General features: G+C 68.4%; 12 protein-coding genes. All 12 read left to right on the forward strand.

Going from position 1 to position 13338, the window contains the following annotated elements:
• The first annotated feature begins 140 nt into the window (after positions 1-140).
• Positions 141-1688, forward strand: coding sequence for an urea ABC transporter permease subunit UrtB (gene urtB / locus AC1RGU_RS01695; RefSeq protein ID WP_492694293.1), 1548 nt, complete (start codon positions 141-143; stop codon positions 1686-1688).
• Positions 1685-2908, forward strand: coding sequence for an urea ABC transporter permease subunit UrtC (urtC, locus tag AC1RGU_RS01700; protein ID WP_492694295.1), 1224 nt, complete (start codon positions 1685-1687; stop codon positions 2906-2908). Before urtB ends, urtC begins: the two co-directional genes overlap by 4 nt.
• Positions 2905-3783 (forward strand): urea ABC transporter ATP-binding protein UrtD, encoded by an 879-nt coding sequence (urtD, locus tag AC1RGU_RS01705; protein WP_095744117.1) that lies wholly within the window; start codon positions 2905-2907, stop codon positions 3781-3783. Before urtC ends, urtD begins: the two co-directional genes overlap by 4 nt.
• Positions 3784-4046: 263 nt before the next feature.
• Positions 4047-4739: an urea ABC transporter ATP-binding subunit UrtE gene (urtE, locus tag AC1RGU_RS01710; protein ID WP_492694297.1), complete on the forward strand. Its 693-nt coding sequence runs from the start codon at positions 4047-4049 to the stop codon at positions 4737-4739.
• 109 nt (positions 4740-4848) lie between these two features.
• On the forward strand, positions 4849-6105 hold the full coding sequence (locus tag AC1RGU_RS01715; protein WP_492694299.1) for an MFS transporter: 1257 nt from the start codon (positions 4849-4851) through the stop codon (positions 6103-6105).
• Positions 6106-6178: 73 nt separating this feature from the next.
• Positions 6179-6712 (forward strand): DUF3592 domain-containing protein, encoded by a 534-nt coding sequence (locus AC1RGU_RS01720; RefSeq protein ID WP_492694301.1) that lies wholly within the window; start codon positions 6179-6181, stop codon positions 6710-6712.
• Positions 6709-8259 carry an alkaline phosphatase D family protein gene (locus AC1RGU_RS01725; protein ID WP_492694303.1) on the forward strand — a complete coding sequence of 517 codons (1551 nt, stop codon included), beginning with the start codon at positions 6709-6711 and terminating at the stop codon, positions 8257-8259. Before AC1RGU_RS01720 ends, AC1RGU_RS01725 begins: the two co-directional genes overlap by 4 nt.
• Before the next feature lie 89 nt (positions 8260-8348).
• Positions 8349-9359, forward strand: coding sequence for an aldo/keto reductase (locus AC1RGU_RS01730; protein WP_095946666.1), 1011 nt, complete (start codon positions 8349-8351; stop codon positions 9357-9359).
• Positions 9360-9509: 150 nt separating this feature from the next.
• Entirely contained in the window at positions 9510-10448 is a 939-nt protein-coding gene (locus AC1RGU_RS01735) for a VTT domain-containing protein (protein WP_354343226.1), read from the forward strand.
• Between the two features lie 34 nt (positions 10449-10482).
• A complete protein-coding gene (locus AC1RGU_RS01740) occupies positions 10483-11847 on the forward strand; it encodes a cache domain-containing protein (protein ID WP_492694305.1) in 1365 nt (454 codons plus the stop codon).
• Between the two features lie 5 nt (positions 11848-11852).
• On the forward strand, positions 11853-12533 hold the full coding sequence (locus AC1RGU_RS01745) for a response regulator transcription factor (protein WP_492694307.1): 681 nt from the start codon (positions 11853-11855) through the stop codon (positions 12531-12533).
• Positions 12534-12922: 389 nt separating this feature from the next.
• Positions 12923-13165 carry a hypothetical protein gene (locus tag AC1RGU_RS01750; protein ID WP_492694309.1) on the forward strand — a complete coding sequence of 81 codons (243 nt, stop codon included), beginning with the start codon at positions 12923-12925 and terminating at the stop codon, positions 13163-13165.
• Positions 13166-13338: the final 173 nt, after the last annotated feature.

Raw genomic sequence — 13338 nt, forward strand, 5'->3', positions numbered from 1 at the left:
TGACGGTGGTCGATCAGGTCGCAGCGCCTGAATGAGCGCCGCGTGCCCCCATCCCAACCTTCCCCCGGAAGGGGAAGGGGCCAACCCCAACTTCCAGTTTCATGATGCTTCGACGAACCCTTCACTGCGCCTTCGCCGCCATGCTCCTCGCAGCGTCGGCCGCCCACGCGCTGACCGCCGACGAAGCCCGGGCCATCGCCTCCGGCGAATCCGAAGCCCGCATCGCCGCGCTCAACAAGGCCGTCCTCACCGCCGACGACAAGACCGCCGCCTTCATCCAGGCGATGTCCGACGACGCCGTGAAGTACACCGAAGACAAGGTCTTCGTGATGAAGGACGACAAGGGTTTCGACCCCGTGACGGGCGCCGAGTTGAAGGTGCCCGACACCGCCGAAGACGTCGTCAACAACAACCTCATGCGCGGCGCGCTCGATGCCGCGCAGGCCGCGCTCAAGCTCACGAGCACCGACGACGCGGTGCGCGCCGAAGCCGCGCAGGCGCTCTTCAAGGAGCCCGACGAATCGCGCATTCCGATGGTCGAGAAGGCGCTGGCCGCCGAGACGAATCCGAAGATCAAGGCGCAGCTCGAGCTCGTGCGCGCCGCCAGCATGCTCACCAGCGCCGACAAGGCCAAGCGCCTGGCCGCCGCCAAGGAACTGGGCAACAACCGCAGCCCCGACACCAAGCTGTTGCTCAACCAGCGCCTGGCCGACGAGACCGAAGCCGACGTGAAGGCGGCCATCACCGCATCGATCGCCAACATCGACGGCGCGCTGGTCTGGGGCGACCGCATCAATGCCGTGTTCAGCGGCATCAGCCTGGGCTCGGTGCTGCTGCTGGCCGCGCTGGGCCTGGCCATCACCTACGGCCTCATGGGCGTCATCAACATGGCGCACGGCGAGCTGATGATGATCGGCGCCTACGCCACCTACGTGATGCAGGGCGTCTTCCAGAAGTACATGCCCGAGGCGGCGTTCGGCTGGTACCTGGTGGCCGCCATTCCCGTGTCCTTCCTCGCCTCGGCGCTCGTGGGCGCGGTGCTCGAGCGTGGCGTGATCCGCTTCCTGTACGGCCGTCCGCTCGAGACGCTGCTCGCCACCTGGGGCATCAGCCTGATGCTGCAGCAGCTCGTGCGCTCGCTCTTCGGTGCGCAGAACGTCGGCGTGGAAAACCCCGGCTGGATGAGCGGCGGCTTCACCATGCTGAGCAACGTCACGCTGCCGTGGAACCGCATCTGCATCATCGTCTTCGCGGCGCTCGTGCTGCTCGCGATGGGCTGGCTCATCGGCAAGACGCGCCTGGGCCTGTTCGTGCGCGGCGTCACGCAGAACCGCCCGATCGCCTCGTGCATGGGCGTGAACACCGCGCGCATCGACACCTACGCCTTCGCGCTCGGTTCGGGCATCGCGGGCCTGGCGGGCTGCGCGCTGAGCCAGATCGGCAACGTCGGCCCCGACCTCGGCCAAAGCTACATCGTCGACAGCTTCATGGTGGTCGTGATGGGCGGCGTCGGCCAGCTCGCGGGCACCGTGTATGCGGCGCTGGGGCTGGGCATTCTCAACAAGTTCATCGAAGGCTGGGCGGGCGCGGTGCTCGCGAAGATCGCGGTGCTTGTCTTCATCATCATCTTCATCCAGAAGCGGCCACAAGGCATCTTCGCAATGAAAGGCCGGAGCGCTGAGGCATGAGCAAGGTCGTACTTCCCACCAAAGGCCCGCTGTTGAGCGGCAAGGGCTGGACGGCCTTCTTCGTCGCGCTCATCGTCGTGTGCGCCGTGGCGCCCGTGCTCAACATGTGGGTGCCGGCCGACAGCCCGCTGCACATGAGCGACTACGCCGTGGCGCTCGTCGGCAAGATCATGTGCTACGCCATCTGCGCGCTGGCCATGGACCTGATCTGGGGCTACACCGGCATCCTGTCGCTGGGCCACGGCCTGTTCTTCGCACTCGGTGGCTACATGATGGGCATGTACCTCATGCGCCAGATCGGCCGCGACGGCAACTACAAGAGCGACCTGCCGGACTTCATGGTGTTCCTCGACTGGAAGGAACTGCCCTGGCACTGGACCTTCAGCGGCAGCTTCGGCATGACGTTGCTGCTCATCGTGGCGGTGCCCGGCCTCATCGCCTTCGTGTTCGGCTTCTTCGCCTTCCGCTCGCGCATCAAGGGCGTGTACTTCTCGATCATCACGCAGGCCATGACCTTCGCCGCCATGTTGCTTTTCTTCCGCAACGAGACGGGCTTCGGCGGCAACAACGGCTTCACCGACTTCAAGCGCATCCTGAACATCCCGATCGCCACGCAGGAGATGCGCATGACGCTCTTCGCGCTCACCGGCCTCACGCTGCTGGGCTTCTTCCTCTTCGCCAAGTGGCTCATCGGCAGCAAGTTCGGCCGCGTGCTGCAGGCCATTCGCGATGCCGAAACGCGCGTGATGTTCTCGGGCTACAACCCGCTGCCGTACAAGCTCACGATCTGGGTCATCTCCGCCGTGATGTGCGGCGTGGCCGGCGCGCTGTATGTGCCGCAGGTCGGCATCATCAACCCGGGCGAGATGAGCGCGGCCAACTCCATCGAGATCGCCGTGTGGGCCGCAGTCGGCGGGCGCGCCACGCTGATCGGGCCGATCATCGGCGCCTTCATCGTCAACGGCGCCAAGAGCTGGCTCACCGTGGCTTACCCCGAGTACTGGCTGTACTTCCTGGGCGCCTTGTTCATTGCTGTCACGCTGTTCCTGCCGAACGGCATCGTGGGGTTGGTGCGCAAGTGGTTGTCGCGCGAGAAGACACAGAAGGCCGCAGCGCCGGCCGCGAAGGACGCGCGGCGCGAGCCCGCCGCCTCGCACGCCGAGCCCGAAGCGACGGTGCAGGCGCCCCTGGTCGCCGATGTGAAGGGAGCCCGCGCATGACGCCCGACCTGATGGAAGCCGGTGCCGAGCGCGCCGCACGCGCAGCCGGCCTGCACGCGGCCACGGGCCAGACCGAATCGGGCGGCCGCACCGCAGGCTTCAGCCGCATCGCCACGCCGGGTGAGGTCGACATCACGCACGGCCGCATCCTGTACCTCGAAGACGTGAGCGTGAGCTTCGACGGCTTCAAGGCCATCAACAAGCTCTCGCTGGACATCGCGCCGGGCGAGCTGCGCTGCATCATCGGCCCCAACGGCGCGGGCAAGACCACGATGATGGACATCATCACCGGCAAGACCCGGCCCGACTCGGGCACCGTGTTCTTCGGCAGCACCATCGACCTGCTGCGCCACCGCGAAGCCGACATTGCGCAGCTGGGCATCGGCCGCAAGTTCCAGAAGCCGACGGTGTTCGAGCACCTCACCGTGTTCGAGAACCTCGAACTCGCACTGAAGACCGACAAGGGCGTGCGCGCCTCGATGCTGTTCAGGCTCGACTCGGCGCAGAGCGATCGTCTGGCCGAGGTGCTGGAGACGATTCACCTGGCCGACAGCGTCTCGCGCTTGGCCGGCAACCTGAGCCACGGCCAGAAGCAGTGGCTCGAGATCGGCATGCTGCTCATGCAGGACCCGAAGCTGCTGCTGCTCGACGAGCCCGTGGCCGGCATGACCGACGAGGAAACCGCTCGCACCGCCGAGCTGTTCCTCACGCTCAAGGGCAAGCATTCGCTGATGGTGGTGGAGCACGACATGAGCTTCATCCGCACCATCTCCGAGATCGTCACCGTGCTGTGCGATGGCTCCGTGCTCGCGCAAGGCACGCTCGACGAAGTGCAGGCCGACGAACGCGTGATCGAGGTCTACCTTGGGCGGTGAATTTCTAGCCACGGCCGGAGCCGTCGGCATCAACGCCACGACCAGCGCCCGGTGTGCGGTGCGGCGTGGGCGGCCCCTCTGTGCCGCCGAGGAGCGCAGCGTTTCGCGGATCAGGGCTCGCAGCTGTCTGAGCGAAGCGAGTTCTGCGAGACCCCGCGGAACGCGAGCACCGCAGGGCAGCCCGAAGGGCCGGCACAGTGGGGCCGACCGCGCCGTGCCGCCCACCGGGTGCCCCCGATAAAGACCAAGGAAGCCATCCCACCATGCTGAAAGTAAAAAACATCCACCAGTACTACGGCGGCTCCCACATCCTCAGAGACGTGAGCTTCGAGGCAACGCTCGGCAAGGTCACGGTATTGCTCGGCCGCAACGGCGTAGGCAAGACCACGCTGCTGAAGTCGCTCATGGGCCTCGTGCCCATCAAGAGCGGCAGCATCGAACTCGAAGGCAAGCCGATCCACAAGGCCACGCCCTACGACAGGGCCAGGGCCGGCATCGGCTTCGTTCCGCAGGGCCGCGAGATCTTCGCGCGGCTCACGGTGGAAGAGAACCTGCGCATGGGCCTGGCCTACAAGAGCGGCGGCACGCCCATTCCTGCGGAGCTGTTCGAGCTGTTCCCCGTGCTCAAGCAGATGATCCACAGACGAGGCGGCGACCTTTCGGGCGGGCAGCAGCAGCAACTGGCGATCGCGCGCGCCCTCGCGCCCAAGCCCAAGCTGCTGATCCTCGACGAGCCCACCGAGGGCATCCAGCCCAGCATCATCAAGGACATCGGCCGCGTCATCCGCATGCTCGCCGACCGCGGCGACATGGCCATCGTGCTGTGCGAGCAGTACTACGACTTCGCGCAGGAGCTGGCCGACGACTACCTCGTGATGGAGCGCGGCGAAGTCATTGCGCGCGGCCTGGGCAAGGACATGGAAGCGCAGGGCGTGAGGCAGTTGGTTACCATCTGAATTGCAAGACGGTACCGACGCGCCGCACGAGAGCATCTTCACAATTTAAGGGTTTACCCTAGAATCGGGCCTTGCCCGCGTCCGCCGGGCACCCCCCAGGAGCCCGGCCTTGAACGCCTCACCGTCCGCCCGCGAAGGCGCGGAAACCACCGCCATTGCACCGTCCGTCTCGTCCACCCAGTTCCTGCGCGCGGTGCTCGCGCTCGGCGTCGGAGGCTTTGCCATCGGCACCGGCGAGTTCGTCATCATGGGCCTGCTGCCCGAGGTCGCGAAGGACATCGCCGTCACCATCCCGCAGGCCGGCCACGTCATCAGCGCCTACGCGCTGGGCGTGGTCATTGGCGCGCCCGTGCTCGCGGTGCTGGCCGCCGGCTGGGGCCGACGCGCACTGCTGATCGCGCTGATGGCCGTGTTCGCGGCCGGCAATTTCGCCAGCGCGTTGGCGCCCGGCTATCTGTCGCTCAACCTGCTGCGCTTTGCCACCGGCCTGCCGCACGGCACCTACTTCGGCGTGGCCGCGCTCGTGGCCGCCACGCTCGCGCCGCCGGGGCGCCGCGCACGCGCCGTCGGCCTCGTGATGCTGGGGCTCACCGGCGCCACGCTGGTCGGCGTGCCCATCGCGGCGTGGCTGGGCCAGCTGTTCGGCTGGCGCGCGGCCTTCGTGTTCGTGGGCGTCATCGCGCTCGTCGCCGTGGCGTTGCTGCGCCGCGACGTGCCCGACATCGCGCCCGCCGCCGGCGCCAGCCCCTGGCGCGAACTCGGCGCGCTCAAGCGCAAGCAGGTGTGGTTCACGCTGGGCATCGGCGCCATCGGCTTCGGCGGCATGTTCGCCGTGTTCAGCTACATCAAGCCCACGCTGATCGAGGTGGCCGGCCTGCCGCTGGGCGGCGTGCCCTTCGTGCTCGCGCTGTTCGGCCTGGGCATGGTCACCGGCAACCTCGTGGGCTCGCGGCTGGCCGACAAGTCGCTCATGCGCACCATCGGCGGCGTGCTCGTCTATGCAGCGCTCGTGCTTGCCAGCTTCACCTTCGCCGCGCACCACGTCGTGACGGCGGCCTTCACCGTGTTCCTGATCGGCACCACCGTCGCCATCGGCCCGGCCCTGCAGATCCGCCTGATGGACGTGGCCGGCGACGCACAAACGCTCGCCGCCGCGCTCAACCACTCGGCCTTCAACATGGCCAACGCCCTCGGCGCCTGGCTCGGCGGCGTGGCCATTGCGGCCGGCCTGGGCTGGACCTCGACTGGCTGGGTCGGCGCGCTGCTGGCGCTGGCGGGCGTGGGCATCTTTGCCTGGGCGGTCGCGAGCGCGCGTGCGGATGCGCGGCGGCCGGTGGCTGTGGTTTGCGAAGGGTCGGTGGGCTGAGACGCCGTTCTGCAGTGGCGGTGCTGTAAGAGAAGGGCGCCAGAATCAGGCACGTTCCTGATGGCTGGAGTCCATGCATATCTTTCGAGTGTTGGTGGCGACGTGCGTTGCGGCGATGGGCGTCGCCATGCTGTGTGTCGCGCTGCTGTCGGCGTATGACGCGGCGCTGGTTCTTCTTTCCTACGACGAAGTCGAGGGTGTCGTCACCGGCGTCCACGGCGACGAGGTGCGGGTCGACTACGTCCGACCCGATGGCCGAAAAGCCGTCCTGCGGGCCGGCCGTGGCGGCAAGTTCAGCGCGCGCCCCGTGGGCAAGAAGCTCGCGGTCCTGCTGCCTCCGCGCGACCGGACAGACAACGCAGCGCAGCCGATCCTCAAGAGCGACCTGAACCGGGTCGCCGCGGAATTCATGGTCGCGCTGTTCCTGCTCGGCGGCGCTGCAGCGATCTGGTGGGGAAAGTCTCGCCGTGTTTCCTCACAGTCGGTCGAAGGCATACGCACGAGGAGCTTCGACACCCGCCCGAAGAACCCCGAACGGCAAGCGCAGCTGCAAGCATCGATCGACCTCGAGATCGCCGAGCGACGCGCCAAGAAGGACGCCCGATGACCCCTCCGTTTTTCACCCGCCGACGCCTGCTGCACACCGGCCTCGCCGCCGCCGCGCTCGGCCATCCCTTCCTGCACCTGCGCGCCCAGACCGCGGCGGCGCGCGACCCGTTCACGCTGGGCGTCGCCTCGGGCGCGCCACGGCCGGACGGCATGGTGCTGTGGACGCGGCTCGCGCCCGAGCCGCTGCTGGGCGGCGGCATGGGTGATGCGCCCGTGGCGGTGCAGTGGGAGGTCGCCGAGGACGAGCGCTTTCGCCGCATCGTGACCAAGGGCATCGCCAGCGCCGACGCCGACCTCGCGCACTCAGTGCACGTCGAGGTACAGGGCCTGCGCCCGGGCCGCCCCTACTGGTACCGCTTCACTGCCGCCGGCGTGCGCAGCCCCGTCGGCCGCACGCGCACCGCGCCGGCCGACGATGACGCCGCCGTGCAACCGCTGCGCTTCGCCTTCGCCTCGTGCCAGCAGTACGAGGAGGGCTACTACGCCGCCTACCGCGACATGGCCGCGCAGCCGATCGACTTCGTCGTTCACCTGGGCGACTACATCTACGAAAGCTCGCGCGGCTCGCACAACGTGCGTCGGCACGAAGGCGGCATTCCCACCGACCTGGCCGGCTTTCGCAACCGCTACGCGCTCTACAAGACCGACCCGCACCTCCAGGCCGCGCACGCCGCCTTTCCGTGGCTCGTGACCTGGGACGACCACGAGGTCGCCAACGACTACACCGACGACGTCTCGCCGCGCACGCCCGACCCGGCGCAGTTCCTCGCGATCCGCGCTGCCGCCTACCAGGCCTGGTACGAGCACATGCCCGTGCCGGCCTCCATGCGCCCGCGCGGCGCGGGCGCGACCATCTACGGGCGCCATCGCTTCGGCCGCATGCTCGACGTGATGCTGCTCGACGGCCGCCAGTACCGCTCGCACCACGCCTGCCTCCCGGGCCGCAGCACCAAGCCGCTGGTCGACTGCGCCGACCGGCTGGCCCCGGAGCGCAGCCTGCTCGGCATGCAGCAGGAAGCCTGGCTCGCGAACGAACTCGCAACGCCGCCGGCGCGCTGGACCGTCATCGCCCAACCCACCTTGCTCGCCGAAGCCGACCGCCAGCGCGGCGTGGGGCACGGCTACTGGATGGACGGCTGGGACGGCTACGCCGCCGCGCGCACGCGCCTGCTCGACGCGCTGACCGCCAACCCGTCGCGCGGTGGCGATGCGCTGGTGCTCGGCGGCGACGTGCACGCCTTCTGGGCCGCCGACCTGCGCCGCGAGCCGCAGGGGCCCGTCGTCGCGACCGAGTTCGTCGGCGGCGCCATCACCTCCGAAGGGCCGAGCGCCGCCAGCGTGGCCCACATGCGCGCGAAGAATGAACACCTGCGCTACGGCCGCGCCGACAAGCGCGGCTACGGCCTCATGACGCTCGACGCGCGCGGCTGCGCCGTCGAGTTCCGCGCGGTGGACGACGAGAAGAACGCCGATTCCGCCGTCGCAGCCATGGCCCGCTTCTCGGTCGAACGCGGCGCGCCCGGCGTGCACCTCGAATCCACCTGAATCTCCAGCGCCTGCAGGAATGCGCGGCCGTGCCTATGATGGCCGCCGCCTCTTTCCCTCCCTCTCCCACCTTCTCGGAGCGAGCCTGCATGAGCATCCCCACCACCCGCCTGGGCCGTACCGGCCTCACCGTGTCCCGCCTGGCCCTGGGCACCATGACCTTCGGCCTGCAGACCGACGAGGCCGTGTCGCACCAGATCCTGGACAAGGCCGCCGACGCCGGCATCAACTTCCTCGACACCGCCGACGTGTACCCGCTGGGCGGCACCATCGAGACCACCGGCCGCACCGAAGAGATCATCGGCAACTGGCTCGACAAGCAGGGCCCCGCCGGCCGCCGCCGCTTCGTGGTCGCCACCAAGGCCGTCAACAAGGTCGGCCCCAACCCCTGGGACCAGGGCGCCTCGCGCAAGCACCTGCTCGACGCCATCGACCTCTCGCTCAAACGGCTGAAGACCGACCACGTCGACCTGTACCAGCTGCACATGGACGACCGCGAGACGCCGCTCGAAGAAAGCCTTGAGGCGCTCGACGTGATCGTCAAGTCGGGCCGCGCGCGCTACATCGGCGTGTCGAACTTCCTGGCCTATCGCCTGGCCCGCGCGCTGGGCAAGGCCGAGCTGCACCGGTTCACGCGCTTCGTGTCGGTGCAGCCGCGCTACAGCCTGCTGTTCCGCGAGATCGAGCGCGAGCTGCTGCCGCTCGCGGCCGAAGAGGGCCTGGGCGTGATTCCCTACAACCCGCTGGCCGGCGGCCTGCTCACCGGCAAGTACAAGCCCGGCGCCAAGCCCGAGGAGAACACCCGCTTCACCCTTGGCACCGCCGGCGGCATGTACCAGGACCGCTACTGGAACGACCGCAGCTTCGACACCGTCACCCAACTGCACGCATTGGCCGACGAAGCCGGCGTGCCGCTGGCCACGCTGGCCGTGGCGTGGGTCATGGCCAACCCGCTGATCACCGCACCACTGCTGGGCGCCAGCCGCCCCGAACAGCTCGACGCCACCGTGGCCGCCGCCAGCTACGTGCTCGACCCGGCGCTCAAGCAGAAGCTCGACGCGCTCACCGCCGAGTACCGCAAGGGCGACGCGCCCCGCTGAGCGAACGGGCGTGCGGGCGCCCCGGATGGCCTGCGCGCAGTACGTGCTTGGGCCATGCGGGAGAATCGCGCCCGGCATGACCACATCCCACACCCCCTCCCGGCGCGCCGCCCTGCGGCATCCGGCAACGACCGAACGGCGGCCCGCAGCATGGCGCAGCTGATGTCGCTGTTGGTGCAGAACGCGATCCTGGTGGTGTTTGCCGCCAGCTTCGCCGCACGCCTGGGCCTGCCCGTGCCGGCCGCGGCCGTGCTGGTCGTCACCGGTGCGCTGCTGGCGGCGGGCGACGTGTCGGTGGTCGGCGTGGTGCTGGCCGCCGTGGTCGCCAACCTGCTGGGCGACGGCGCGTGGTTCTATGCCGGGCGCCGCTTCGGCTACCGCTTCATGCGGCTGCTGTGCCGCATCTCGCTGTCGCAGGACTCCTGCGTGCGGCGTGGCGAATCGCTCATTTCCGACTGGGGCGGCATGTCGCTGGTGGCTGCCAAGTTCGTGCCCGGCGTGTCCGTGGTGGCGCCGCCCATGGCCGGCGCGCTGGGCATGTCGGTGCGGCGCTTCGTCGGCTTCGATATCGTCGCCGCGCTGGTCTGGACGGGCCTGTTCCTCGGCCTGGGCTGGCTCTTTCGCGACCAGATCCAGCAAGTGCTCGCCGTGCTGGCGCAGGCCGGCGGCATCGCCACCGCCGCGCTGGGCGTGGTGCTGCTCGTGATGCTCGCCGTGCGCTACTGGCGCCGCCGCGCCTTCGCGCGGCTCACCGGCATGCCGCGCATCAGCGTCGACGAGCTGTTCGACCTCATGAGCGGCGACGTGCCGCCGCTGGTGATCGACGTGCGCGGCGAAGCCGGCGTGCAGGTCGACCCGCGCCGCATTCCGGGGGCGCTGTCGTACACCCTCAAGGCGCTGCAGCAGCGCAACCTGGACCTCACCATCGATCCCGACCGCGACGTGGTGCTGTACTGCAACTGCCCCAACGAAGTCTCGGCCGCGCAGGCTGCGCGCGTGCTGCTGGCGCGCGGGGCGCGGCGGGCGCTGCCGCTGACGGGTGGGCTGGATGCGTGGGTGGCTTCGGGGCGGCCGACCAGCGTGCATTGAACGCACCAGGACGAACGAGGCACCCACCCCGACGATGAACCTGCGCACCAAGATCGTCGCCTTGGCCGTTGCGCCCCTGCTGGTCGCGCTGGTGCTCGTGGCCCTGGCCGTGCGCCACCAGGAGCACGACCTGGCTCAGCGCGAGCGGGCGCTCATCGAGCGCAGCTACATGGCCCAGCGCCGCAGCGAGCTGCGCAGCTACGTCGACCTGGCCGTGAGCAACCTGCTGCCGCTGTACGAGTCGGGGCTGAACGACGAGGCCACGCGCAACGAAGCCCTGCGCCGCCTGGCCACGCTCAACTACGGCGACGACGGCTACTTCTTCGTCTACGACATGGACGGCAACTCGCTCATGCACTCGCGCCAGCCCGAGCTGGTCGGCCAGAACCTGTGGAACCTGCGCGATTCGCACGGCCGCTTCACCATCCAGGAGCTGATCCAGGGCGCGCGCGACAAGGGCGGCGCCTACGTCGAGTACGAATGGCGCAAGCCCTCCAGCGCGCAGATGGCGCCCAAGCTCGGCTACGTCACCGCGCTGCCGCGCTGGAACTGGATGGTCGGCACCGGCCTGTACCTGGACGACATCCAGTCGACCATGGACACCCTCGACCGGCAGATGAACGCCAACGTCACCGCCACGTTGCTGTGGATTGCCGGCATCGCCGCGCTGTGCCTGGGCGTGGTCAGCGCGGCCGGGCTGCTGCTCAACCTCAGCGAGCACCGCACCGCCGAAGCCAAGCTGCGCCTGCTCGCGCGCCGCGTGGTGCAGTCGCAGGAAGAAGAGCGCGGCCACCTCGCGCGCGAGCTGCACGACGGCACCAGCCAGACGCTGGTGTCGGCCAAGCTGCTGATCGAATCGGCGGTGGAGCAGCTGGACCGCGCGCACCAGTCGCCGCCGCCCGCGCTCGGCAAGGCGCTGCAGCGGCTGAACGATTCGCTCACCGAGGTGCGCCGCATCTCGCACCGACTGCGCCCCGCGCTGCTCGACACCCTGGGCCTGCCCGCCGCGCTGGAGCGCCTGGGCGCCGAGTTCGGTGAAGAAGGCGGCGTGGACGCATCCATCATGGTCGAGGGCGAACCCTTCGAGCTGTCGCAGGAAGCCAAGACCGCGCTCTTTCGCGTCACGCAGGAAGCGTTGACCAATGTGCATAAACACGCGCGTGCGCAACAGGTGCACATCGCACTGGGCTTCGACGAAGAGGCCGTGCGCCTGGAGATCAGCGACGACGGTGTCGGCTTCAACGTCGAGGCCATGCAGCTCGACCCGCAGCGCGGCATCGGCCTGCGCAACATGCGCGAGCGCATGGAGTCCATCGAAGGCCGGCTGCGCATGCGCTCGGGCCGGGGCCACACCTCCATCGTGGCCGAAGTGCCCGTGCGGCGCGCAAAGCCAGAATAGCGGCCATGACAGAAGACCCCACCGCTGCTGCCGCTGCCCCCGTGGTTGTGCGCCTGTTCCTGGTCGACGACCACCCGCTGGTGCGCGACGGCCTGCGTGCGCGCCTGGGCGTCATGCCCGGCCTGGAGATCGTGGGCGAGGCCGGCAGCGCGGCCGAGGCGCTGGCACTCATCGGCCCCGCACAGCCGCACCTCGTGCTCATGGACGTGGGCATGAAGGACATGAACGGCATCGAGCTGGCGGCGCTGCTGCTGCAACAACAGCCGCAGCACCAGAAGCCCGCGCCGCACATCGTGATGCTCAGCATGTACGACAACCCCGAGTACGTGCAGAAGGCCCTGCAGGTCGGCGCGCGTGGCTACGTGCTGAAAGATGCGCCGGCCGCGGAGATCGTGGCGGCCATCGAGGCCGTATCGGCGGGCGGCACCTTCCTGAGCCCGGCCGTGTCGAAGAAACTCTTTCGCAACCAGACCCCGCGCCCGCTGCTCACGCCGCGCGAGAGCGAGATCTTGAGTGCGCTCGGCCGCGGCGAATCGAGCAAGCAGATCGCGCGCGACCTCGGCCTGAGCGTGCGCACCGTGGAGGCGCACCGCCAGAGCATCAAGCGGCGCCTGGGCATCGAAGGGCAGGCGGAGCTCATCAAGTACGCGGTGGAGCACGCGCGGGAGTTCGGCGGGCAGGGCTGAGGCGCTGCTGTCGATGCGGGCTCGGGCCCTGCTTTCAGGGCCTGACTGTCAGGGCTTTGTGAATCGCCGCTGCTGCAGCGCGATTACTTGCGCGAACCGCGCATTCCTCGGCGAAATTTCTCTCTGTGCCGGGCAGGACTTCTCTACAGTGAATGCCCCTGTGATGAAACGACCCGCCATGTGGGCGAGAAGGGCAGCACACACCACACCACACCACACCACGGACCACTGACTGATTGAGTGAATGAATGAACCGCTTCGCCTCACGGCGGGCCATCGATGCAGATCGATCGATGCGAACGTGAGGCACAAAAGGCGACGGCCACGGTGCGCGAACACCATGACCGTCTAACCAAGTGACGTGCAAGCTTTGAGAAGGAGCACAACAAATGGCTAAACGAATTATGGCCCGGCCTATTGGGTCGACCCCTCCCCACGCGACCACCCCCAGCGCAGCAGACCTGCTGGAATGCAAGCTGGAACAACTGAACTCACTGCTGTGGTGCTGCTACGGCGCCGGCGATGGATGGTTCGAAGAGGCGGGGGCAGGGCATCGGGACAACCTGCTTTGGATCGCTTCGGATTTGGCGCGGGATGCGGCGGCGTTGTTTCAGGAGCGAGCACTTGAGTGACGTGCCTGATTCGCTCCCAAGTTATCAGCCAGTGAACCAAATACGAGGGGGCGAATATGTGAAAAACGAATCGAAAAGAGGAGGCTCGCGAGGAACGCTCATGTCCCCAATTCCAAACTTTTCGATGGGGTTTCACTCGGCACTTCTAGCTAACAAGAAGTTGATGACCACTT

The organism is Variovorax sp. GW823-FHT02B07 (assembly GCF_058797695.1).